Consider the following 25590-nt stretch of genomic DNA (forward strand, 5'->3'; position numbering starts at 1 on the left):
ATGTGGAATTGGGTTATTGTAAAGAGCATATTTCTTCCTTTTTGTTCGTGTTGTCATAAAGATTATATTTATTTAAATGCTCTTTGTAAGAGTTGCATTGAATTTCTTCATTTTGATATCAAGATGAAAGATACTGATTGGTATTTTTTTGAGTATAAAAATGAATATAAAAGGTTAATCCTTGCTTATAAAAAATATGGACAAAGGTCGCTTGGTAAATTTTTTGCAAATGGGATTTATCAATTTTTAAAAAACATTGATTTTGATTTAGTTGTTAGCGTTCCTTGTAGTTTTAAAAGAAAGATTGTTTATGGTTTTGATCATATGGAATATATTGGGAATTTATTGAGTAATAATGGAATAAATTATATCAATGTTTTTAAGCGAGGCTTAGGTAGGAGTCAAAAATTATTGAGTAGGGATTTGAGATATAGTAATTTAAAAAATAAAGTTAAATTGAAATTGAGATATAGAAATATTAATTTCAAAAAAATTGTGTTGATTGATGATATTGTAACAACAGGAATATCCATGTCTTTGTGTAAAGATATTCTTGTTAAACATGGAGCTTTTAGTGTTTTAAAGTTGTCAATTGCAAGGGCTTAGGGTAATTTTATTATATTGACATTTATTACCATTAATGCTAGCCTTTAAACAGGTTGATTGCTGTATTTAATAAGGTTCTTTTGAAAGGACCTTATTCTTTTTGGGAATGTGATTGGTTAAAACTTTTGATAATAGTGAAATTTACAATTTAATAAAGAGTGTGACAGATCGTTTGGGAATTGAAATTATAGAAGTAAATTTTTTCATGAAAAAAGGTGAGGGTAGGATTCAAATAGTTCTTTATAAAGATCATGAATTTGGGTGTGATACACTTTGTGATTTACATAAAATGATTTTATTGCGCTTACAGTCAGTTATTAGGTATAACTTTAGTTTAGAAATCTCTACACCTGGGATAAATAGGAATATTAAGAGTGATAGGGAGTTCCAAATTTTTGAGGGTAAAAAGATTAAGTTAATGTTAGATAATGATTTTGAGGAAGGTTTGATCTTAAAAGCAGAAGCAGATAGTTTTATTTTTAAGACAGATAACAAAGAAATAAGAGTTCTTTATACTGATATAAAAAAGGCTAAATTATCATGAAGGAGTCGTTGGTATGATAAAGGGTACTGGTCAAATGATTTCCAATATAGCTAATGATAGAGGGATGAGCATAGATGCTATTCGAAAGACAGTGAGGGAATCTATGATTATAGCTTATAAAAAATATTTTGGAACAAGTGAGAATGCTTTAATTAAATTTGATGAAGATACTGGAGATTTAATAGTTTATTCCAAAAAAAAGGTTGTAGATAGTGAAGTTCAAGATGACATACTGGAAATATCGAAAGACGATGCTCAGAAATTTAAAATCATGGAAGATGGATATGTATATGTTGAAATTGATCCTAAGATTTTTGATAGACTTTCAATTCAAGTTGCTAAACAAAGAACCAAGAGTGATTTGCAAGGAATCGAAGATAATGAACTTTATTTAGAGTTTAAACACAAACTGCATAAAATTGTTATTGGTTATGTTCAACAGAATAGAAATGGAGACCTTTATGTTAATCTTGGTAGTACAGATGGTGTTATTCCTAAAAAATATCAATCTCCAAGGGAAGTTTATGGGCTTAATGATAAAGTTAGAGTTCTTGTTTATAGTATAAATAAGGGTAAAAATGGAGTAGAAGTGATTCTGTCAAGAACTCATCCTAAATTCATTGAAGAACTTCTAACTCTTGAAATTCCTGAAATTGAAGAGGGTATTATTAAGATTCATAAAATAGTAAGAGATCCCGGTTATAGGACTAAAGTTGCTGTTTATTCTGAGAAAGATGAGATTGATCCTGTAGGTCCTTGTATTGGGCAAAAAGGTGTTAGGATCCAGTCAATTGTTAAGGAACTTGAAGGAGAAAAAATAGATATTATTCCTTATTCTAAAGACATTAAAGAGTTTATTAAAGATGTTCTAACTCCTGCCAAAATAGATCATGTGTATATTGTTGATGAAGATTTGCATAAGGCTTTAGTAGTTGTTAGTGATGATCAACTTTCTCTTGCAATAGGTAAAATGGGGCAGAATGTTAGACTTGCAAATAGGCTTCTTGATTGGGCAATTGATGTTAAAACTAATAGCCAGTTTGCGGAAATGAAAGCAAGTGGCGAATTTAAACAAGAAACATTTGAAATGTTTGACAAAATTATGGACAATGTTCAGGAAGATGAATTTGAAGAAATAAATAAAATTAGCGATCTTAAAATTCTTGATAATGAGATTGTTGATAAGTTAATTGAATCAGGTTTTGATGATATTGATAATTTTTTAGATGCTAGTGAAGAAAAACTTTTTGAGCTAGGAATAAGTTATGATAAGCAAGAAGAAATAAATAAGATCTTGAAAGAAGGTATGGTAATAATTTCTAATGATGATGGGTCTATTGAAGGAGTTAAAGAAGAAGAAGAATTGCTTTGTCCTGAGTGTGGAGCTGTTATTAATGAAAATATGACTTTTTGTCCAGGTTGTAAGATAGGACTTAGCTTTGAATTTGAAGAGGAGTAGTAGTTTGTCGAAAAATATTGATGATGATCGCAATGAGGATGAAAGAAAAATTAAAGTTGTTAAGTTGCGCAAAAAAATAGTAAAGGTTGTAGCCCATACTGATAGAAATTTAAATAAGTTCAAAAAAGATTCTTTTGAGCCATCAAACTCACTTGGTAATCAAGGATTTAATAGAGGACATTCTTATGGTAATAGGGATAGAGGAGGTGCAAGGCCTTCTTATGCGGATAAAAGTGGGGCAGGTAGTCATTCACAAGGTCATAATAGAGGGCCTTTTAATAAAACCAGTTCCAACAATAGTACTAATACTTATATTAAAGATAATAGAGGACATTCTTATGGCAATAGAGATAGGGGAGGTGCAAGGCCTTCTTATGCGGATAAAAGTGGGGTAGGTAGTCATTCACAAGGTCATAATAGAGGGCCTTTTAATAAAACCAATTCCAACAATAGTAGTGTTGCTACTGGTCAAACATTTAGACGAGTGATAAGAACTAAAGTTGTCTCTAATGTTGCATTGTCGCCTGCTGATTCTGATAGTAAGGGGCTTAATAGAAAGCTTGGTGAAAAGAAAAAGCAACAACAGGAAAGTCAGAAAGGTTACAAGAGGAAAAAGGAAGAAATTGAGAGCAAAACAATAGAACAAAAAGTTTTTGAGCAACTTCAAAAAAAGAAAAAAGACAATCTTGCAAATCCGATTCCTAAATCAATTGATATAATGGGAACTATTACTGTTGCTGAACTTGCAAGAAAAATGAATTTAAAGTCTTCAGATTTAATTGCCAAATTAATGACTTTAGGAGTGATGGCAACTATTAACGAGAAGATTGATTCTGATACTGCTACTATTTTAGTTGAAGAATATGGTTCTAAAGTAAATGTTGTTTCAATATATGATGAAACGGTTATAGAACTAGAAAAAGATAATGAGAGTGATAGGGTTGCAAAACCCCCTATTATTACAATAATGGGACATGTAGATCATGGAAAAACTAGGCTTTTGTCGGTATTACAAAATATTGATATAAATCAAACAGAATATGGAGGAATTACTCAACATATTGGTGCTTATACTATTAATTATAATAACCATGAAATAACATTTTTAGACACGCCAGGGCATGAAGCTTTTACAATGATGAGAAGTAGAGGAGCACAAGTTACAGATATTGTTGTTCTTGTTGTTTCTGCTGTGGATGGAGTGATGCCACAGACTATTGAGGCTATTAATCATGCTAAGGATGCTAAAGTTCCAATTATTGTTGCAATAAATAAGATTGATCTACCAGATTCAAATTTGGACAGAGTTAAGCATCAGCTTTCAGAATATGATTTGGTTCCTGAAGATTGGGGAGGAACTACAATTTTTGTTGCAATTTCAGCTCTTAAAAATATTGGTATTACAGAACTTCTTGATATGATTATTTTGCAGGCTGAAGTAATGTCATTAAAGGCTAATCCAGCCAAAAGGGCTATTGGTAGAATTCTTGATGCTAAAATTGATTTAGGTAGAGGAATAGTTTGTTCTGTTATAATTGAGGATGGGACGCTTTCTGTTGGGGATTCTTTTGTTGGAGGAGTCTATCATGGTAAGGTTAGGGCTTTAGTTAATGAGCGAGGAATATCTGTTAAGAGTGTTGGTCCTGCAAAAGCTATTAGTGTTTTGGGCTTTTCATCAGTTCCTCAGGCTGGTGATCCATTTCAGGTTACAAAAACAGAGAAAGAAGCTAAGTTTATTAGTTCTAAAAGGCAAGATTTTAAAAAATATGAAGATGCTAAAAATGTTAAAAAAGTTACCGTGTCAAATCTTTATGATTCAATTAAAGATGGGGGATTAAAGGAACTTAAGATAATTTTAAAAGCAGATGTTCAAGGTTCTGTTGAGGCTTTAAGGTATTCACTTGAAAAATTAACAAATAATGAGGTTAGGGTTAAAGTTATTCATTCATCAGTAGGGGCAATAACAGAAACTGATATTAGTTTTGCTGCGGCAAGTGAAGCAACTATTATTGGTTTTCATGTGCGACCTACAGCAAAAGCACAATTATTAGCTGATCAAGAAAAGGTAGAAGTTAAAAAATATAATATCATTTATGATGCAATTAATAGTATTAAATCAATTTTAGAGGGTATGTTAGAACCAGATATCGAGCAGCAATTTATTGGATTTGCTGAAGTTCGTGCTGTGATTAGCATTCCTAAGGGTGGAGTAGTGGCTGGATGTTATGTTTCTCAAGGATGCATAAAAAGGGATGCTATAACTAATGTGATGAGAGAAGGATTCCAGATTCATTCAGGTAAAATTTCTTCATTAAAGAGATTTAAAGATGATGTTAAGGAAGTTAATGCTCAATATGAATGTGGAATTATAATTGATAATTATTCTGATATTAAAGAGGGAGATATCATTGAGGCATTTGAGATTAAGAAAGTCAAAAGACGATTTAACTCTTAAGCATTTGCTTTATTGTTTTTATTTATGGAAAGAGAAATAAGAAAATCAAAACTTGAAAGTTTATTAGTTCAAGAGATTGGTAATTTGATAGTAACAAAAGGAATTAAAGATCCTAGGGTACATGAATTTTTAACTGTTGCAAGAGTGGAAGTTTCAAAAGATTTAATAAATGCTAAAGTATTTATTTGTTCTATTAAAGAAGGTGCATCTCTTGATAATGCTATTAAAGCATTAAATAATGCTAAAGGATTCATTCAAAGAGAGATTGTTAAACGTATTAGGGTTAGGAATACTCCAAAATTGAATTTTTTAAGAGATGATACTATTTCTAAGGCCTTTTATGTTAATAAAGTAATTGAAAATTTAGGTTTTGGTGGTTAATAACAATAGAGTGTGATGGATGGAATTGTTTTATTAAATAAGAAAGCTGGCATAACGTCTTGTAGCACGCTGTTACCTTTAAAAAAATATTTCTCTACAAGTCGAGTTGGACATACTGGGACTCTTGATAAATTTGCAAGTGGTCTTTTAGTTGTTCTTGTTGGTAAATATACTAAACTTTCAAGTTATATTACATTTTTAGATAAAGAGTATGTATCAGAATTTGAATTTGGAATTGAAACTGATACTCTTGATCCTAATGGTAGAGTATTAAATACAACAGATTATGTTCCAAGTTTAGAAGAATTAAATCGTGGAATTAAATCTTTTTTAGGGGAAATTTATCAAATTCCTCCTAAATTTTCTGCAGTGCATTTTGAGGGAAAAAGAGCTTATAAGTTGGCTCTTGGTAGAGAATCTTTTGAACTTAAACCTCGAAAGATTAAAATATATGATATTGAAATCCTAAACTATAATATTGATTTTCGTATTTTGAAATTAAGAATAAAATGTTCTAAAGGAACATATATTAGAAGTATAGCAAGAGATTTGGCACTTTCTTTAGGATCTTTTGCTTATGTGAAGAGTCTTGAGAGAATTAGAGTTGGAGATTTTAAATTGGATAGTGCTTGCTTTTGTGAGGATTGTAATGTAAATTCTTTAATCAGTTTAGAATCTTTAGGATTTTTTGAAAAAATTTATGTTAATAATAATATGATTAAGGTTATTCAAAATGGTATTTATATAAATATTCTTATTAATGTTGGTGAATTTAAGCTTTTTAAGTCTAGAGATGAAGAGATGTTAGCATTAATTTATGGCATTGGTTTTAATAAATACAAATATATTATTATTTTTTGATAATTAATATTAATTTTGCAACAAGGCAATAAAATAGGAAATTGGGCTATAAGGAAGTATTTAAATAAATTAATCAATTAATAATTGATTAATTTATTTAATTGGTAGTTTGTATAACTTGGAAAAAGTCTTTGGTTTATTTTTGTTATTTGAATGAAAAAATATTATAATTTACTGTGAAGATTTAATTATAGCAAAATGGTTTTTTTTAGGCTTTGCTATGATGGTATATGGAGTCGTATTTTATGGTTAATAAAGAACAAAAACAAAAAATAATTACAGAATTTGGAAAAAATCCGAATGATACAGGTTCGGTTGAAGTTCAAATAGCATTGATTACAGGTAGAATAAAGTATTTAACAGAGCATTTGAAGAATAATAAAAAAGATCATAGTTCTAAGAGGGGTTTATTGAAGTTGGTTGGACAGAGAAGAAGCCTTTTAAGATATTATCAGAGAAAAAATTTGGAAGCTTATAGAACCTTGATAGCTAAACTTGGACTTAGAAAGTAATAAGGGGTTAATTTTGAAAAAAGTTTTAAAGTTGAAAATAGGAAGGGAAGACTTGATTTTAGAGACGGGTTTATTGGCCAAACAAGCAAATGGCGCAGTTCTTGCTACTTATGGTGGTTCTACTGTTCTTGCTACGGTTTGTTGTTCAGATTTAGTTCGTGAAGATTTAGATTTTGTCCCTTTATCAGTTGAATATAATGAGAAGTATTATGCTGCTGGGAAAATTCCTGGAGGGTTTATTAAGAGAGAAGGTAAACCAAAAGATAAAGAAGTACTTGTTTCTAGGTTAATAGATAGACCCATGAGACCCCTTTTTGATAAGAGATTTGGTAGGGAAATTCAGGTTGTGCCTACTACTTTATCTACGGATCAGATGAATCCTCCTGATATTGTTGGGATGAATGCTGCTTTTGCATCAGTTTTTTTATCAGATATACCTTTTAATGGTCCAATTGCGGCTGTTAGAATAGCTTACTTAAATAATGAATTTATAGTAAATCCTTCTTTTAGTGAAATTGAAGATTCTATGCTTGATATTGTTGTTGCTGGGAGTTTGGACGGGATTACAATGGTTGAAGGTGGTGCTAATGAAGTTAGCGAAGAAATTTTACTGTCCGCTATAGATCAAGCTTATGAATATATTAAACAAATTTGTAATCTCCAAAAGGAATTTATGTCTATAATGCAGAATAAAGAAAAATTACCACTTGCTTATGAGGAAAGAGTATTTGAATTTAAGGATGAACTTAAGAGTTTAATTTATTCTGAACTTAGAGATGCTTGCTTTGTTAAGGGTAAGCTTAATCGAGATCGAGCTATAAAGTTAGTTAAAACTAAGGCCTATGAACATTTTTCTTCTCTCAATCAAGTAAATGAAGAGAATGAGTTTCTTTTTTATAAGGCTTTTGATGGATTTGAGCAAGAAATTGTTAGAAAATCAATACTTGAAGATAATCTTAGAACTGATGGACGTACTCCTACACAAATAAGAAATATTGTTGCTGAAATTGATCTCTTAAAGCGAACCCATGGTTCTGCTCTTTTTACAAGAGGTGAAACTCAAGCATTAGCTGTAACTACTTTGGGTACAAGCATTGATGAACAGATAATGGATGATATTGATGGCGATAAGCGTCTTAATTTTATGCTTCATTATAATTTTCCTCCATTTTCTGTTGGAGAGACAGGTAGGCTGATGACTGGAAGACGTGAAATTGGACATGGGCATTTGGCTCAGAGGTCTTTAGAAGCTATGTTACCTAAAAAAGATAATTTCCCATATACTATTAGGGTAGTATCTGAAGTTTTAGAGTCCAATGGTTCATCTTCCATGGCCACAGTATGTTCTGGGAGTATGTCTTTAATGGCAGCGGGGGTTCCTGTTAAGGAGCAAGTTGCAGGAATAGCAATGGGACTTGTTAGTGAGGGTGATAAGTATGTTGTTTTAAGTGATATTCTTGGAGAAGAGGATCATTTAGGGGATATGGACTTTAAGGTAGCAGGAACTAAGAATGGAATTACTGGTTTTCAGATGGATATTAAGATTTCAAATGTTACAAGGCATTTAATGAAGGAAGCTCTTGAACAGGCACGAATTGGGAGAATGCATATTCTCTCTATTATGGATTCTGTAATTTCAAGATCAAGGTATGATATATCTGTTAATGCTCCAAAAATTATTCAATTACAAATTGATATTGATAAAATTTCGCTTGTTATTGGCTCTACTGGTAAAACAGTTAAAGCAATTACAGATGAATTTGAAGTTAGAGTGCAAATTGAGCAAGATGGAAGAATTAATCTTTTTGGAACTGATAGCTTAAAAATGCAAAAAGCTAAAGAAAGGATAGAGAGTATTGTTAGAGAACCTAAGGTTGGTGAAATTTATGAAGGAATTGTTAAAAAGATTAACAGTTTTGGAGCTTTCGTTGAGCTTACTCCTATAAAAGAAGGATTTTTGAGTAATCGAGCAAAATTAAAAGATGATAGATACAGTGATGTTAGAAATTCTAGGTATGGCAATAATAGATATTCTAGATATGGTAGTAGAGATAATAAAACTACATTTGGTATTCGTCCTCCAAGATTAGAAGAAGGACAAAAAATAAAGGTTAGAATATCTGATATCGATAAGTTTGGTAAGATTGAGCTTGAATTTGTTAGAGATTAATAATTGATATTATGAATTTAATTGAACTTTTAAATAGCATTGTAAAAAATAGGTTTATTTGTTCAAGCTTATTTTTATTAATTTCATGTTTGACTAATCAAGATACTAATTTACATTTTAATTTGATTGATGATATTGATAGAACAAATGTTGATGATCTAGATGTAAACAAAAGGAGTTATTTATCGGGGCTTCAAGATAACGAGTTCTTTTTTTTAAGTGATGCTTTTTTAAAAGAAAATAATTCTTATTTTAAAATGGCTAGAGAGAGTTATGCTCAGAAAAATATTGGTATGACTAGTTACTATTTAAATAAAATAGTAAGCGATGATAAAAATTATGATAAAGAATTAGTTGCAAAGGCGAATTTATTTTTTGGTTATGTGAATTATAGTGTTGGTGCTTATGATCTCTCTGAATATAATTTCGATAATTTTTTAAAATATTATAAATATTCTCATGCTAGTCTTCGGGTTGCTGAATTAAAATATTTTATTAAAGATAAGATTGGTGCTATATCTGCATTAAGTTGTGTTGATAGATTGTCTCTTGAATCAGACTATGATTTAGGAATTTATTATTTCTTAAATAATAAGTTTGGGATCAATTATTTAAATTTAAAGACATTAGGATTTTTGGATAATAGTATTTTTGATATGTTTATTTCTGGAAATAATATTTTTATTTCTAATATATTTGGTGGTCTTTTAAGATATAACATTGAGACTAATGAATATAAAGTTTATATTAAAGACAAAAAAAGTATCGTTTTAAATGGTCTTAAGGGTTTTGCAGAGCATAATAATGTTATATATATTGGTGGAAATGATGCTCTTTATTATATTGATAATTTTCAAGGTTTAGTTAAGAAAGTTAAAATACCTTTAAATGTGAATTTAAATAGTGTGCAAGTTTTGATAAGTGCTAAGAATGGAATTTTTATTGGTACTCTAGATTCTGGACTATGGTTTTATTCTGATATGGGTGAATGGACTTATATTAAACTTGGTTCTAAGAAAATTTCATCACTTTATTTAGATGAACATAAAAATTTATTGTTAGTCGGGACAATGGATAAAAGTATTTATAGTGTTGCTATAACTGATTTTAATGATGTTAAACATTTAAATTTTTTTAGCAAGTTAGATAGTGAGAGAAATATTAATTTTATAAAAGAACATAATAGTGATTATTATGTTGGGACTTATGGCGGTGGTCTTTTTAGGTTAAATTTAGACAATGATACATATGTAAAGTGTATTGTTAATAATGATCCTAGTATTGGGTATTTTCTAGATATGGAGATTAGAGATAATAAATTGTTATTTGCAACTTTTGAGCATGGTTTATTAATTTACGATACAGTAAATAATAGTTGGGATTATTTAGGCCCTCGTGATGGACTTCTTAGTTTAAATTTAATCAAAGTTTTAAATTTTAAGGATTATGTTTTGATTGGGACTTTAAATAATGGTTTGGTTTTTGTAAATGAAATTATTAAAAAACAATTATGAAGTTTATATAGTTCTTGAATTTTGTAAGTATTTTTTAATTACTTTTTTATTTTTTTTCTTTGTGTTTTTCGTCAATCAAATACTTTTTTTTATGAGGGTATTGCTTCAAAACTATGTTCCATTTTTCAAAGCTTTTACTTTTGTTATATATTCGCTTCCTATGGTTATTAACCTTTCACCTCCATTTGCAGCTTTGCTTTCAGTTGTGCTTACTATTTATAGGTTTAAACTTCATAATGAAATATTAGCTTTTAGATCAATTGGACTATCTGTTTTTGATTTATTATTGCCATTTTTAAAATTAGGTCTAGTTATTGCATTGATTTCTTTTATTGCAAATGATTTTTTGCTCCCTCTTGGTTCTATTGGTAGATTGAAAATTTTTAATGAAATAAAAGAAGAAGTGCCCCATTTGATATTAAAACCTTATTCAAGCAAACAGTATGGAGATTTGATATTTGTATCAGGAGAAAAATCTGATACTGGATATAAAAATGTTACTTTCTTTGATAATACTAGACTTAAAGGTTATGATAGAATATTTATGGCAAAGGAACTTAATATTAAAAAAGAAAGCTATCAAGTGTATTTCATTTTAAATGACGTTTTATCGATCGCTTTAACAGAAGATCAGAGTGGATTTTATGATTATTTTTATGCTGATCGGATGAAATATTCAATTGAGCAAGTTACTTTTAGTGATAATTGGTTATTAAGTAGTGTTACTCCATCGCAAATGAGTATAAGAGATGTTATGAAACTTATTGTTAAACAAAATAATTTAGTCAAAGATTTAAATATCAAAAATAATTTAGAGGAAGACTTTTTGAGTTTAAATCTTACAAATACTTATTTAAATTATTTATATGATAAGAACAACTTTTTTAATGAAGATTCTGTTCTTGAAAATTTACATTATTTGTATGAATTAAATTTAAATTATACTCCTTATGAAGATCTAATTATGCAGAAAAACCATGCTCTTTTTTATCTTGAATTTTATCAAAAAATTAGTTTACCATTGTCTGTTTTATTTTTTATTTTTTTAGCTTTTGGTATGGGTATGTATTCAAATAAAAAATATTCCATTATTCTTGAACTTGTGATTTCAATTCTTATTTGCGTTTTCTATTGGACGATGTTTATTGGTGGAAAAGTGTATACTGTGCAGAATGCTGCAAACCCTTTTATTGTAACTGTTTTGCCAAATTTATTGTTAATTTTTATGGGTTTAATACTCTTTTTTAGACTTTTAAAAAAATGAGAGTAGATAAGCTTTTTATAAGTAATATATTATCGACTTTTTTGGTTATGAATTTATTCTTCGTGATATTGCTTGTGCTTTTCGATTTGTTTACCAATATTTTTAATTATATTGATAACAATCTTAGTATTAATGATATCATTTATATTTATTATCTTTATTTGCCAAAATCTTTTTCAGATGGTTTGGCTTTATCTTTTCTTTTTGCTATTTCTAATCTTATTGGTAATCTTTCCATGAGAAATGAAATGATAGGGCTTTTTAGTTGTGGTATTTCTATTTTTAGGATACTAATTTCAATAATTATAATTAGTATTTTGATTTCAATAATACTATTTTTTTTTGATAATTATTTAGTTGTAGATACTGTTACTAAAAGGGATATTTTTCTTAAAAAAAGTATTGGTAGTAGTAATAGTGTTAATGATGATAAAAATATAATCATTAAGGATTTTGCAAGAGAAATTTATAATCTTAGGAGTTATGATATTAAGAATAAGACTATTTCAAAATTAATGATTATATTAAAAGATCAAGATGATAATTTTAAAAAACGGTATGATATAAATAAGGCAGAATGGATTGATAATAAATGGCAACTTTATGGTATAAGAGAGTTTTCGAAGGTGGAGCGCGACGTTATAGAAAAATTCTATGAGGTTCTTGATGGAAGCGGGATTATTAATTTAGATCCTGAGTATATTAAAGTAATTATGCTTTCTTCAAAAACATTGAATTTTTCAAAGCTTATTAATTGGATTTGGGATCTTAAGAGAGAAAATTTAGATTATTCTGAAGCTTTATTTGATTTGCTAAATAGGATATTTTTTTCATTTAGACTCATACTTCTTAGTTTTACTGTGGTTTTTGTAAGTCTTGCTTTGAAAAAAAATATTTTTATATGGAGTTTACTAAATAGTATTGCATTTGCAGTTGTATATGTTATTGCAATAACAATTTTTAACTTTTTAGCTGATCTTGGCTATCTGCCTATAGCAATTGCAAGTTTATTACCCACTGTTTTGTTTATTATTATTAATTTTGTTATTTATAATCTTGTATATAAGTAGTGGGTATTTAGGAAGTATATGTTTAATATAATTAAAAATGATAAAAATTCTTATGCAAGGCTTGGCATATTGGAACTTCCTCATGGCAAGGTAAAAACCCCATGTTTTATGCCGGTTGGTACTTTAGGTGCTATGAAAGGTTTAAAGCATGATGTCCTTAATCAATTAGGATGTAATTTAATACTTGCAAATACTTATCATCTTTATTTAAGGCCTGGTATTAATGTAATTAAAGAATATGGAAGTTTGCATAATTTTACATCTTGGAAGAAAAATTTATTGACGGATTCTGGGGGATTTCAGGTTTTTTCTTTATCTAATTTTAGAAAAATTGAGACTGGTGGAATAAATTTTAAATCTCATATTGATGGTTCTAAGCATTATTTTACACCTGAGAGTGTTTTTAAGATGCAAGAAATTTTTGAAAGTGATATTATTATGGCGCTTGATATTTGTAGTTCTTACGGTATTGATTATAGTGAGGCAAGTTTATATACAAATATTACAACCTCTTGGGCTCGTCGTACATTGAGTGCTTATAAAAATCGGAAAGAGGGATATAATGGTCTTTTATTCTTAATAACCCAAGGTAATTTTTTTAAAGATTTGAGAAAAAGAAGTACTGAGGATATTGTGGGATTAGATAGTCCTGGTGTAGCCATTGGTGGTATTTCTGTTGGAGAACCAAGAGATAAATATTTAGAAATTCTTGAATATAATTCTTCATTAATACCTAAAAATAAGCCAAAGTATGTTATGGGGATTGGTACTCCACACTATATATTAGAAGCAATATATTATGGTGTTGATATTTTTGATTGTGTTAATCCTACCAGAATTGCTAGGCATGGTTCACTTTTAACCGATAATGGAATATTGCGTATTAAGAGGGCTGAATTTGCTGTTGATACTTCTCCTGTTGAGCAAGGTTGTTTTTGCACTTTGTGTACAAGATATTCAAGAGGGTATTTAAGACATCTAATTAAATCAGGAGAAATTTTTGGAATTATGTTGGCTAGTGAGCATAATATTTATTATATGTTTAGACTTATTGAGAGAGCCCGAAATGCAATTATGAATGATGATTTTGCAAAATTTAAAAAGCTTTATTTAAACAAGTATGATGAAGGTAATTTTAATGAGTAAAGATATTTTTTCAACAATTATTGTAATGGTTTCAATTTTTTTTTCTCGTATAATGGGTTTTATTAAGGTAAAGGTATTTTCTTATTATTTTGGGGCAAATCTTGAATCAGATATTTTTAATTATGTTTTTAATATTCCAAATAATTTGAGGAAGATTCTTTCAGAAGGTGCAATGACATCGGCTTTTATGCCTGAATTTATTTATGAAAAAAATAAATCTAATAAGCATGCTATTGATTTTTTTAGGCAGGTTATTACTTTTAATGTTATAAGTATTAGCTTTGGTATTTTAGTTATGATTTTTTTTTCTAAACAAGTTATATATTTTATATCTTCTTATAGAGGCAGTCATTTAGAATCAGCGAGTTATATGTTTAATTATTTAGTACTTTATATATTGCTTATAAGCTTAACTTCAGTATTTGCATCGGTTTTAAATGCTTATAAGATTTTTTTTATTCCATCTTTTTCTCCAGTTATGCTCTCTTTTAGTGTGATATTAAGTATATATCTATTTTATAATCAATATGGAATATATAGTGCTGTTATTGGTGTGATTGTTGGTGGAATTTTGCAGTTTGTAGTCCAGATTATAAATTGTATTTATATTGGCATTGTATATAAACCAATATTTAATTTTAATAATCCTGCATTTTTAAGGTTTTTGAAACGATGGTTACATATGATTTTATCGGCTTTGGTTTCAATTGCTACTCAGCAAATTTCTTTTGCATTAGCATCAACCCTAGATATTGGGAGTGTTTCTGTTTTAAGTAATGCAATTGTTTATTATCAGCTTCCTGTTGGAATTTTTTATGTATCTATTTCTACAGTTATTTTTCCTAAAATGACCGAATATGCTTCTATGGGAAATAAAAAGGGATTAAATATGATTTTAAATCAGGGAATTGATATTTTAATTTTTATTTTGGTTCCTATTTCATTTTTATTATATATTTGGGCTGGTCCTATTTTAAATTTATTGCTTACAGGCGGTAAATTTTCTGTATATGATACGCAAAGGACCGTTAATGTGTTGCAGTATTTTTTAATTGGATTACCATTTTCTTCCATTTTTGGGTTTTTTCAGAAATATTATTTTTCAATTTGTAATTCAAAAATCCCGCTTTACTTGAGTCTTATTTTTGCTGTTATTGATATTGCTATTTCAGTTTTTGGTATTAACCTTTATAAGGTAGATATTTTGCCTATCGCACAATCAGTTTCTTTTGCCTTATGTGTGATTATTTTTTATTTTGTTGGATTAAAGAATGGAATGAAACTAAAATTTGTAATGTCGTTAATAGCCTTTATAAAAGCATTTATTTCCCTTATACCTTTATATTTGTTTTATACTCTTTTTAAAAACTTTAAGTGGGATATAGGGTTTAGTTTTAGTAATTTTTGTTTATTAACTTTTGTAGGTATTGGTAATATTATTATTTTAATATCCTGTTATTATATGCTTGGTGTTAATAAAGTTTTTAAATTTATTGGTAGAGAGGAGATCGTTTGAAAAATTTAGAATTTATTTTTTTCTTTTTCATTATTTTTGATATTTTTGCTATTAAGTCTCCAGAATTATCAACTATCTTTTTATTGTCTCAACAGTCTGGGTCTGAAAATGATAAGAACATAAATGAAAATTATTTTAAGAGTGATGTTACGAAAAATCCTAATTTTGACAATACTAATTTAAATCTGAAGCGAGTAAGTGATGTGATTTCTTATGGGCTTGATGTTCAAGTTATTGAAATTATTAATAGTCTTAAAAAATCAGGTGATGGTGAATATAATTCTTTACTTAAGAATCGGTTACAAAAAACTTTTAATGTTGATCTTAAATTATCAATTTTTGATTTATTCTTGTCACTTAAATATTCAGGGGCTGTTGATACTGCTAATTATATTCTTGATAATTATGAGATCAATAAATATCCCAATAATTTGATTAATTTATCAATTTTATATCTTAAGGAATTTAGTGATAAGGATTCATTAAAGAAAAAACTTATTAATATACTTCAAAATAAAGCAGGTAATGTTGCTGCTGCTGCTGCTTATTATCTTGGTGAGCTTTCTTCTCCTGAGTATTCAAAAGATATGATGGATGTTTATGATAGGTATTCTGGTGATGATGGAGTTAAATCAGCAATACTGATTGCTCTTGGTAAATCTAGTGCTGTTGATTATGAGAATAGATTTTATGAAATTTCTATGGATAGTTATGAAAATTCGTCAATTAAGGCATCCGCAATTAGGGCATTATCATATTTTACGCCTGAAAAAATAACACAAAATGTTGGGTTATATCTTCAAAGTAGCAATAACAATTATTATATTAAATCTGCCATTTTAGAAGCACTTTCAAGAGATATATCTGCAAAATCAAAAGAGATATTGCAAGATTTTTTAAGAGATTCTGATGAGAACATTAGAGTTAGTGCTGTTAATGCTATTAAAGGTCATGGCGATATTGTTTCAAAAGAGATTTTAACTTATAAGATTAAAAGTGATCCTTCTTTGAAAGTCAGAGAGGCATCTGCTAAAGTTTTAATAGATATGGGTTCTGGTTATGAGGGAATACAAGATATAATGTTTGATTCTATCCTTGAGAGAGACTTTAAACTTAATATGTTTGGCTATCTTTTAGATAAAGATGTAAGTTCTGCACTTTCAATTGCTTTAAAACTTTTAGAAAAGGAAAATATTAATAAACCCTCAAAGGTACTTATAGGTATTGCTATACTTCTTTCAGCTAAAAAGGGTAATTTTGATGATTTTTATTCTAAGATCATTAATAGTCAAAATATTAATTTGATGAATCTTGCAGTAAAGGGAGCTGCTTATAATAAATCTTCTTTACTCTCAGGTAGACTTCAAGAGATCAAGAGAACGACTAATTCTACATATTTAAGGAAACTTTTAGAAAATTATTAATATAGTATTTTTAAGATTTCCTTTGCAGTTTCTTTTTTTGACATTTCAGGCAGTTCCCTAACGTTATTTTGGTCTATTATATAAATTTTATTTAAGTTTGATCCGAAATATTTTAAATCATTAGCAATGATATAATCTAATTGTTTAGTTTTTAATTTTTCTTTAGCCTTTTCTATTAAAGTTTCGTTTTCTTGAGCACAAAATCCAATAACAATTTGGTTTTTAGTTTTATTTTGACCTATATATTTTATTATATCTGGATTTTGAATGAACTTTATATGAAGATCTTTCATAATATTTTTTTTGATTTTAATCTCATAAATTTTCTCAGGCCTAAAGTTTGCCACAGCAGCAGTACCAATTATTATATCGAATTTTTGATATATATTTATTGCTTCTTTATACATTTCTGATGCTGTCTTGATTTTAATAACGTTTATTCCATAAGGATTTTTTTCATTGCTTGGTCCTGTAATTATTGTTACATCAGATCCAAGATCTCGTGCTTCTATTCCTAAATTAAAGCCCATTTGACCAGTTGATTTATTTGAGAAGTAACGAATGGGATCTAATGCTTCTTCGGTTCTAGACGCAGTTATAAGTATTTTTTTACCTTTTAAAGGTAATTTTGGGTTTAATTCGTTTAATATTATATTTAAAATATCATTTTCATTTTTAAGTCGCCCAATAGCGTTTAAAGAGCATGCCAAAAATCCTTCATCAGGTTCAATAAATTTGTAATTATATTGTTTTAATTTTTTAATGTTTTCTTTTAAGATAGGATTTTGGTACATTATGTTATTCATTGCTGTTGCAAAATAGACTGGAACTGTGCTTGCAGATATGACTGTGCTTAATGCATCATCAGCAATACCTGAGGCTATTTTAGAAATAGTATTGTATGTGGCTGGAATAATTAATATTAAGTTTGCCCATCTTGCTAGGTTTATATGCTCTATCTCTTCATGAGTTGTATTCCACAAACTTTTAATTACTTTATTTTTAGAGATAGTTTCTAATGTTAGAGGGGTAATAAATTTTGTTGCATTATCCGTCATTATGACTTTGACATTATATCCTCTTTTGACTAAGTTTGAGATGATATAAACAGCCTTGTAGGCTGCAATTCCTCCGCATATTCCTATTAATATATTTTTATGTTTGTTCATCTTTATTTTATATAACATTATATAATTGTATTTAACATTTTTGAAAGGAGTTTTGGTTGATAACTAAAGTATTTTTTGCAGTTATTGCAATATATTTTTTTTTATTTATGTGGTGGCTTTTTTCATATTTTTTGTCTTACTTTTCTATTGCGATATTTAATATTCCTCTGTGGTTTGTGCTGTCATGTATTTTCTTGCCTATTTTCAGTTTGTTATTAGTGTGTATTTTTGTGAGCATTTTTAAAAATGACTAAAAGTTCTTTTTTATTTTTTATCTTTTTGATTTTATATTGTACTTTTGGCCTTTTTATTAGCAAAAAAAAAGAAGGAATTTTATTTTTGCATAATTATTTTCTTGCGAATAAAGGTCTAAATTTTTTTATTATGTCATTACTTGTGGCTTCTAGCTATATTAGTGCTAGTAGTTTTATATCAGGACCTTCGGCTGTTTATAAATATGGATTATCTTTTATATTTTTAGCAGTTATTCAAATTCCTACAAGTTTAATTTTATTTGTTATTGTTGGTGAGAAATTAAATTTAGTATCTAAAAAGATTAATGCGATAAATATTATTGATTATATTAGATATAGATATTGCAGTCGCTTTTTAGCTCTTGTTAGTAGTTTAGTAATTATTTTCTTTTCCTTGTTTTTAGTATCAGCTCAGATTATGGGTGGTGCTAAACTTTTAGAAGTTTTTTTTAATATTAATTACACTGATGCTCTTATTTTCTTCTCTTTATCTGTGTTTTTATATGTTTGCTTAGGAGGATTTAAGATGATAGCATACATGGATTTAATACAAGGAATTTTAATGTTCATATCGTCTATACTACTATTTTCTAAATTATCTGATTTAGGAGGTGGAATTAGTAATATCTTTAAAACAGCCAAATTAAATCTTAAAAATGAATTATTTTTACCATCAAACTTGAATTTAACAATTGAATATATAATTTCTTTTTGGATATTAATAGGAGTTGGGGCATTAGGATTACCACAATTTGTTAATAATTTTATAGCATTTAAAGACAGGAGAGCTATTAGATTTTCTCTTCCTATTGTTACTTTTGTAATAGGATTTTTGGTTGTCATTATGCATTTAATAGGTTTTTTTTGTCTTGTCATTTTTCCTGAATTTGAACCAAACGATAAAGTTATTTTAAATGTAGCATTAAAGGTATTAAACCCTGGAATTTTAATTTTATTTTTTATAGGTCTTTTATCAGCAATAATGTCTACAATAGATTCAGGTTTTCTTTTTTTATCTTCCATTTGGGTAAAATCAATATTGTTATTAAGTGAAAAAATTGGAGATAAGGTTGGAATTAATAAAATTATTGTTATTTCTAATGTTTTTTTTATGTTAATCATAGTGTCTTTATCTTTTAAACCATATGACTTTTTGCTTTTTTTAAATATTTTTGCAATTGGAGCTTTAGAAGTTGCATTCTTTTCTATTATTGTTTTTGGGCTTTATTTAAATTTTGTAAGTAAAATAGCAGCTTTTATTTCTCAATTTTTGGGACTTTTCAGTTATTTAAACATCATTTTTTATAATGAAGTAGGCAGTGGTTGTCATTTTCATCCTGTTATTCCTTCGCTTTTTATCTCTGTATGTTCATTTTTAATAGTTAATTTTATTTGTAAAAAATATAGTAAAATTTAGTTTTATGTGTGGTTTATATATGAAAAGTTTTGGTAAATATAATGTTATTAATGTTCTTAAGAATGATGATGGTAAAAGACTTGATGCAGTTTTAATAAAGTTTTTAAAATTTCCTAAATCTAAAATAATCAAACATATTAGAAATGGAGATATTCTTTTAAATAATTTAAAGGTTTCTTTTTCTCATAGAGTTTTTAAGGATGATGAAATTTTTTTATATAAGCCTTTATTACAAAATTTAAGTTTTAGTTTAAAAAAAATTGCAGTTATGGATGAAACTGATGTATTAAGAGATATAAAGGGAAGAATAATATATGAAGATGAAGATTTGCTTGTAATTAATAAGCGTAAAGGAGTTCTGGTGCATGGAGATAAATATTCGCTTGATAATTTAATTAGCGCTTATCTTGTAAGTGAAAATCTTAAGTCTCTTAGTTTTAAACCCTCGGCTGTGCATAGACTTGATAGGAATACCTCAGGGCTTATTATTTTTGTAAAAAATATAGATTCTGCAAGACTTTTAAGTCATGCATTTAAGCATGGTTTTGTTACTAAAAAGTATTTAGCTTTACTTGATGGTGAGATTAAGAAACCTTTAACTTATAGAAACTTTTTATGTCGTGATAGGGTCTTAAGAAGAACTTTTGTTGTTAAGGATACAGATAAATGTAATTCTATAACTGATATTAAACCAATTTTATTTTCTAAATTTGCAACACTTGCAGAAGTGTCCATTAAAACAGGATTTACACATCAAATACGTGCTCAGTGTGCTTTTAATAGACATGCCTTAATTAATGATAAAAAATACGATTCTAAATTTAGAAGAACCAATTACTTTTTACATTCTTTTTTGATAAAATTTAACCAGTCATTGTTTTTAAGAAATGAGTTTTTTGCTGAACCTAGTTCAGATTTTTTAAAGCAGATAAGTAACATTTTTGGTGTATATGATTTTGAGGGATTTATTTAATAAATTTGCATTTAAAAATGCTTTAGGTGTGGTGAAGTGCATCTCAATTTCTATTAAGAATAAGTTTAAAAAGATTAAGGTTTATTCTTTAGTTGGTGTAGCTGGCACTGGAAAAAGTTTTAGGTCTCACTTAATAGCAGATAAGTATTCCATTCCTTTGATTATTGATGATGGTCTTTTAATAAAGAATATGAAGATTATTGCTGGAAATTCTGCTAAGTTTGAGGATAATGTATTTAATGCAATAAGGCGTTCTATTTTTGAAGATGATGTTCATAGAAATGAGGTTGTTGAGGCTCTTAAAAGAGAAAATTTCAGTAAAATATTAATATTGGGTACAAGTGTTCGTATGATAGATAAAATCACGTCTAGACTTTGCTTACCTAGTTATTTTAAAATTATTTATATAACAGATGTTTCGACTAAGAAAGAAATCGAAAGGGCAAGAATGTCAAGACAGATGGGTGAACATGTTGTTCCAGCAGCAGCTTTTGAGATAACATCTGTTAAACCAAATTTATTATTGGATTCAATTCGAGTTTTTTTTAAAAGTAAGTGGTTTTTATCAAAGAGAAAAAACTATATTCGTTCTATTGTCAAGCCTCATTTCCATGAAGAAGGGGGAAATTTATCTATTTCTAAAAATGCTGTAAGACAGATTATTGAACATTGTGTTTCTGAATACAATAAAGATTATATTGTTTATAATTTGAAGATTAAAAAAAATCAGGGTACTTATTCTTTTAAGCTTTTTTTGGATGTTCCACTTGAGAATAACTTATTTGATAACGCAGAAATGCTTAGAAATTATATTATTGCAAATGTATTAAAATATACAGTAATTAATATATCTAGTATTGATATTGTAATACATAAATTTTTTGATCATAAAGAAAGGTAATTCGGGATAAAAATGTATGATGTTGACTTAGATAATTTAAAGAATGTATTTTTAGTGGGCATAAAGGGTGCTGGGCTTTGTTCACTTGCCTGTTTTTTAAATGATAATGGGTATTTTGTCGAAGGAGTTGATGTTCCTTGCAGATTTTATACAGAAGATATATTAAATAGTAATAGTATAACTTACTATGAGAATATTTATGAGTTCTCATTAAAGGATTGTAATAGGTCTTATGATCTTTTGATATATTCACCAGCTTATGATAAGGATAATTTGAATGTTTTATTAGAAGCACGCGAACTTGGTATTCCTATATTATCTTATCCTGAGATTATTGGAAAAATTTCTAGTAAGTATTATAGTATTGGTGTTGCAGGTTCTCATGGTAAAACTACTACAACAGCATTTTTAGGTATTTTATTTAGTAATTTAGGACTTGAACCTAATGTGATATTAGGTGCTAGTGTTAAAGATTTTGGAGGTAAATCTAGTATTGTTGGTCAAAGCAATATATTTATTGCAGAGACTTGTGAATATAGAAATCATTTTTTACACTTTTCACCAAACATGATTGTTCTAACTAATATTGATTATGAGCATGTTGATTTTTTTGAAAGTTATGAAGCTGTTGAAGATGTTTTCTTGAAATATATTAATAATTTAAAGCAAAATGGTATATTAATAATTAATGCTGATGAAATTAATTTGCTTAAGATTAAAAATAAAATTTTAAGAACAGATATTAAAGTGTTTAGTTTTGGCTTTAGTTCTTTGGCTGATTTTAAAATTGAACGTGTCGAAGTGATAGGTGAGTTTATAAAATTTGATTTTTTAAGAGGAGTTGATATTAAGTTAAGAACTCCTTTAATGCATAATGTTTTAAATTTTGCAGCAGCACTTTTAGCTTTAAAACTATTTTTAGAAAATAATAAACGATTAATATGGGATTTTGATGAACGAATAAAGACAATAGCGAAAAATTATATGGGTATAAAAAGAAGAGTAGAATTTATCATGGAAAAAGATGGAGTTATATATCTTGATGATTATGCTCATCATCCAAAGGAAATTGAAAATACGCTTTTGGGGCTAAAGAATTTTTATAAGGATAGGCGTATTATTTTAGATTTTATGCCACATACGTTTACAAGAACAGAAGTTCTTTTTAATGATTTTGTTAAATCTTTAAGTAATGTTGATGTATTAATTTTGCATAATATATATCTTTCGGTAAGAGAAGATTGTGATCCTGATGAACTCTCTAGAGAACTATTTTTAGCTCTTAAAAATTTAAAACAAAATGTTTATTTTTTTAAAGAAGTAGTGGATTCTGTTAGTTTTATAAAGGATCTATTAAAGGAAAATGATTTATTTATTACAATGGGGGCTGGTAATAATTTTGTTTTGCATGATTTTTTGTAAAAGGTATTTTTAATGAAGAGTATGACAGGATTTTTTCATTTAGAAAAAATTATTTCAAATTATATGTTTAGTGTTAATTTAAAGTCTTATAATGGTAAATTTTTGGAATTGAAATTTAAGTTACCTGAGATTTTATATGCTTATGAGCTTGAGATAAGAAATATAATTTCAAATTATATTAAAAGAGGAAATGTTTTTTTAAGTGTGGGTTATAAGGAAATAGTTCCAAATATCCATTTTAGTTTAAATCCTCATTATGTTGATGCAATATCTCGTCTTAGAGATAGTTTATTAAATAGTAATTTAAATATTAAAGATGAATTAAGTTTTGGTGATTTTTTGTCCTTAAGAGGTGCTTTAATTTTTGATGAAAGTCATGTTGATCAAGAAATGATTTATAATGTTTTTAGAGATGTTTTAGAAGAAACTTTATTAAGTTATGATAAGAGTAGGATTTTTGAAGGAGAGAATACTAAGGAAGATATAATTTCAATTCTTGTTTTAATACGTAATGATTTAGAAATATTAAAAGAATCTCAAAATAGTATAAATAATAAACTTTTTTTAAGCTTAAAGGAAAATTTATCGAAATTAATAGATGATTTTAGTGATATTAATATTGCAGAAGAGGCTGCTAAGATGGCAATTCGATTAGATATTAATGAGGAAATAGTAAGATTGTATTCACATATAGATAACTTTTATAAAAATCTTGAAAATGAAGTATGTGGCAAAGTTTTGGAGTTTATTACTCAAGAAATGCATAGAGAAGTTACAACAATGAGTAGCAAAGCAATTGATCTTGATGTTAGAAATCTGGTTTTAAATATGAAATTAAATTTAGAGAAAATCAAAGAACATGTAAGGAATATTGAATGAGAATAGCTGTTTCTAGCAAAAGTGGTTGTGGCAATACAACTATTAGTGGAATGCTTGCAAAATATTATGGACTAAAACTTATTAATTATACTTTTCATGATATTGCCAGGGAAAAGGATATGTCTTTTGATAAGTTTTATGAAAAGGAAATAATAGGTAGAAATGATTATTATTGGGATGAATATCTTGATAGTAAGTTATTAGAACTTTCAAAAGAGGATAATACAGTTCTTGCATCTCGTCTTGCAATTTGGCTTTCAAAGAATGCTGATTTAAAGATATATCTTTATGCGAAGATAGAAATTCGAGCAGAGAGAATAATAAACAGAGAAGGTGGTATGTATTCTGATATTTTAAAAAATACTTTTAATAGGGATTCCAATGATTCAAAGAGATATTTATCTGTATATAATATAAATGTTGATCATTATTTGGACGTGGCTGATTTTATAGTTGATACGACTAATAGATCTGCAAATGGAGTTTTTGAATTAATAAAGGATGAAATAGAGAAACGGAATTTATATAAATTAAATGAATAATTAAGGAGATGTTTGAAAATGAAAATACCTTTAAAGGATATACAAGATTTTAGTGGTAATTATTACGAGCTTGTTATGGCAGTAATAGTTCGTACAGAACAGATTGTTGAGCAAATTTCTTTGGCAGAGCATGCTATTTCTGATGAAAGAGTAGTAGCTAATGCTTTTAATGATATTTTGACAGGTAAATATACATATTCAATTGAAGAAAAATAAGATAGTTTTTATATTTGGTCCTACCAGTGTAGGTAAAAGTGACATTTTATTCAATTTTCCTAAAGATGTTGCTGAGGTAATTAATGTAGATTCTATTCAAGTGTATAAGGAGTTTGATATTGCTTCTTGTAAACCCAGTCTTGAGTTAAGATCCCATATAAGACATCATTTAGTAGATTTTTTGGAGCCAACCCAAGAATATACTCTTGGATTATTTTATAAAGAGGCATGTCAAATAATAGAAAATTTAAAAAAGCAAAGAAAGATTCCCATATTTGTGGGTGGTTCTGCTTTTTATTTTAAACATTTAAAGGATGGACTGCCTGAAACTCCAGCTGTTTCTTCTGAAGTGAGAATTTATGTAAACAATCTTTTAGCTACAAGGGGAAAAAATTTCCTTTTAGAGGAACTTAAGAGAGTGGACTTTAATAGATATGAATCAATAAGTAAAAATGATATTTATAGGATTAAAAGATCACTTGAAGTTTATTATCAGACAGGTATTTCAATTAGTCAATTTTTAAACAAAGGTCAAAAGATTGAAAATATCTTGGCCATTGGTTTGATAAGACCTATAGATGAAATGAAGTCTAGGATAATATCTAGGGTAAATAATATGGTTGATTGTGGTTTGCTTGAAGAGATTAAGAGATTATTAGGCAAAGGATACAATGAATCAACTCCGGCTTTTAAAGGGATAGGATATCGTGAATTTTTGTTTTGGAAAGGTAGACCTTATTATATGTTAAGTGATATAATAAACTTGATAATTAAAAATTCATTTTTATATGTGAAAAGGCAGATGACTTTTTTTGATAAGATTCCTAATGTTTTATGGTTTCATCCAGATGATGACTTAAAAGACATTTTGGATTTAATTTTTGTATAATAAGGA

General features: G+C 27.9%; 24 protein-coding genes. 23 read left to right on the forward strand and 1 reads right to left on the reverse strand.

What is annotated here, in order from left to right; translation table 11 throughout:
- The 14 genes from K5563_RS04015 (at position 1) to K5563_RS04080 (ending at position 16922) form a co-directional block, all read left to right on the forward strand.
- The gene (locus K5563_RS04015) at positions 1–606 is read left to right on the forward strand and encodes an amidophosphoribosyltransferase (protein WP_221037677.1); all 606 of its coding nucleotides are present in this window, start codon (positions 1–3) and stop codon (positions 604–606) included.
- Between the two features lie 112 nt (positions 607–718).
- The gene (gene rimP / locus K5563_RS04020) at positions 719–1150 is read left to right on the forward strand and encodes a ribosome maturation factor RimP (RefSeq protein ID WP_221037678.1); all 432 of its coding nucleotides are present in this window, start codon (positions 719–721) and stop codon (positions 1148–1150) included.
- A gap of 13 nt (positions 1151–1163) precedes the next feature.
- Entirely contained in the window at positions 1164–2609 is a 1446-nt protein-coding gene (gene nusA / locus K5563_RS04025; RefSeq protein WP_221037679.1) for a transcription termination factor NusA, read from the forward strand.
- A gap of 4 nt (positions 2610–2613) precedes the next feature.
- Complete coding sequence (gene infB / locus K5563_RS04030) at positions 2614–5064, forward strand: translation initiation factor IF-2 (RefSeq protein ID WP_221037779.1); 2451 nt, start codon at positions 2614–2616, stop codon at positions 5062–5064.
- Between the two features lie 24 nt (positions 5065–5088).
- Positions 5089–5445: a 30S ribosome-binding factor RbfA gene (rbfA, locus tag K5563_RS04035; RefSeq protein ID WP_221037680.1), complete on the forward strand. Its 357-nt coding sequence runs from the start codon at positions 5089–5091 to the stop codon at positions 5443–5445.
- 12 nt (positions 5446–5457) lie between these two features.
- Positions 5458–6306 (forward strand): tRNA pseudouridine(55) synthase TruB, encoded by an 849-nt coding sequence (truB, locus tag K5563_RS04040; RefSeq protein ID WP_221037681.1) that lies wholly within the window; start codon positions 5458–5460, stop codon positions 6304–6306.
- Positions 6307–6551: 245 nt separating this feature from the next.
- Entirely contained in the window at positions 6552–6818 is a 267-nt protein-coding gene (rpsO, locus tag K5563_RS04045) for a 30S ribosomal protein S15 (RefSeq protein WP_221037682.1), read from the forward strand.
- Positions 6819–6831: 13 nt separating this feature from the next.
- Entirely contained in the window at positions 6832–8988 is a 2157-nt protein-coding gene (gene pnp, locus K5563_RS04050; protein ID WP_221037683.1) for a polyribonucleotide nucleotidyltransferase, read from the forward strand.
- 11 nt (positions 8989–8999) lie between these two features.
- Entirely contained in the window at positions 9000–10502 is a 1503-nt protein-coding gene (locus tag K5563_RS04055) for a hypothetical protein (protein WP_221037684.1), read from the forward strand.
- Positions 10477–11766, forward strand: coding sequence for an LptF/LptG family permease (locus K5563_RS04060; RefSeq protein WP_221037685.1), 1290 nt, complete (start codon positions 10477–10479; stop codon positions 11764–11766). Before K5563_RS04055 ends, K5563_RS04060 begins: the two co-directional genes overlap by 26 nt.
- Positions 11763–12836 carry an LptF/LptG family permease gene (locus K5563_RS04065; protein ID WP_221037686.1) on the forward strand — a complete coding sequence of 358 codons (1074 nt, stop codon included), beginning with the start codon at positions 11763–11765 and terminating at the stop codon, positions 12834–12836. The genes K5563_RS04060 and K5563_RS04065 overlap by 4 nt, the downstream gene beginning before the upstream one ends.
- 18 nt (positions 12837–12854) lie before the next feature.
- Positions 12855–13982, forward strand: coding sequence for a tRNA guanosine(34) transglycosylase Tgt (gene tgt / locus K5563_RS04070; protein ID WP_221037687.1), 1128 nt, complete (start codon positions 12855–12857; stop codon positions 13980–13982).
- Entirely contained in the window at positions 13975–15498 is a 1524-nt protein-coding gene (gene murJ, locus K5563_RS04075; protein ID WP_221037688.1) for a murein biosynthesis integral membrane protein MurJ, read from the forward strand. The genes tgt and murJ overlap by 8 nt, the downstream gene beginning before the upstream one ends.
- Positions 15495–16922 carry a HEAT repeat domain-containing protein gene (locus K5563_RS04080; RefSeq protein WP_221037689.1) on the forward strand — a complete coding sequence of 476 codons (1428 nt, stop codon included), beginning with the start codon at positions 15495–15497 and terminating at the stop codon, positions 16920–16922. The genes murJ and K5563_RS04080 overlap by 4 nt, the downstream gene beginning before the upstream one ends.
- On the opposite strand, the gene coaBC is transcribed toward K5563_RS04080, so the two are convergent.
- The gene (coaBC, locus tag K5563_RS04085) at positions 16919–18091 is read right to left on the reverse strand and encodes a bifunctional phosphopantothenoylcysteine decarboxylase/phosphopantothenate--cysteine ligase CoaBC (protein ID WP_221037690.1); all 1173 of its coding nucleotides are present in this window, start codon (positions 18089–18091) and stop codon (positions 16919–16921) included. The genes K5563_RS04080 and coaBC overlap by 4 nt on opposite strands.
- A 107-nt stretch (positions 18092–18198) precedes the next feature.
- On the opposite strand from coaBC, the gene K5563_RS04090 reads away from it, so the two are divergent.
- The 9 genes from K5563_RS04090 to miaA are packed head-to-tail and all read left to right on the forward strand — an operon-like array spanning position 18199 to position 25584.
- Entirely contained in the window at positions 18199–18345 is a 147-nt protein-coding gene (locus K5563_RS04090; RefSeq protein ID WP_255571101.1) for a DUF997 family protein, read from the forward strand.
- A complete protein-coding gene (locus K5563_RS04095; protein WP_221037692.1) occupies positions 18338–19762 on the forward strand; it encodes a sodium/pantothenate symporter in 1425 nt (474 codons plus the stop codon). The genes K5563_RS04090 and K5563_RS04095 overlap by 8 nt, the downstream gene beginning before the upstream one ends.
- A 4-nt stretch (positions 19763–19766) precedes the next feature.
- Complete coding sequence (locus K5563_RS04100) at positions 19767–20735, forward strand: RluA family pseudouridine synthase (RefSeq protein ID WP_255571093.1); 969 nt, start codon at positions 19767–19769, stop codon at positions 20733–20735.
- Positions 20704–21636 (forward strand): hypothetical protein, encoded by a 933-nt coding sequence (locus tag K5563_RS04105; protein WP_221037693.1) that lies wholly within the window; start codon positions 20704–20706, stop codon positions 21634–21636. The genes K5563_RS04100 and K5563_RS04105 overlap by 32 nt, the downstream gene beginning before the upstream one ends.
- Before the next feature lie 12 nt (positions 21637–21648).
- On the forward strand, positions 21649–23058 hold the full coding sequence (gene murC / locus K5563_RS04110) for a UDP-N-acetylmuramate--L-alanine ligase (RefSeq protein ID WP_221037694.1): 1410 nt from the start codon (positions 21649–21651) through the stop codon (positions 23056–23058).
- 12 nt (positions 23059–23070) lie between these two features.
- Complete coding sequence (locus tag K5563_RS04115) at positions 23071–23937, forward strand: YicC/YloC family endoribonuclease (protein WP_221037695.1); 867 nt, start codon at positions 23071–23073, stop codon at positions 23935–23937.
- Positions 23934–24479 carry a (d)CMP kinase gene (cmk, locus tag K5563_RS04120; RefSeq protein WP_221037696.1) on the forward strand — a complete coding sequence of 182 codons (546 nt, stop codon included), beginning with the start codon at positions 23934–23936 and terminating at the stop codon, positions 24477–24479. Before K5563_RS04115 ends, cmk begins: the two co-directional genes overlap by 4 nt.
- Positions 24480–24497: 18 nt before the next feature.
- On the forward strand, positions 24498–24695 hold the full coding sequence (locus K5563_RS04125; protein ID WP_221037697.1) for a DNA-directed RNA polymerase subunit omega: 198 nt from the start codon (positions 24498–24500) through the stop codon (positions 24693–24695).
- Positions 24682–25584 carry a tRNA (adenosine(37)-N6)-dimethylallyltransferase MiaA gene (miaA, locus tag K5563_RS04130; RefSeq protein WP_221037698.1) on the forward strand — a complete coding sequence of 301 codons (903 nt, stop codon included), beginning with the start codon at positions 24682–24684 and terminating at the stop codon, positions 25582–25584. Before K5563_RS04125 ends, miaA begins: the two co-directional genes overlap by 14 nt.
- Positions 25585–25590: the final 6 nt, after the last annotated feature.

The organism is Borrelia sp. HM (genome assembly GCF_019669085.1).
Lineage (GTDB): Bacteria > Spirochaetota > Spirochaetia > Borreliales > Borreliaceae > Borrelia.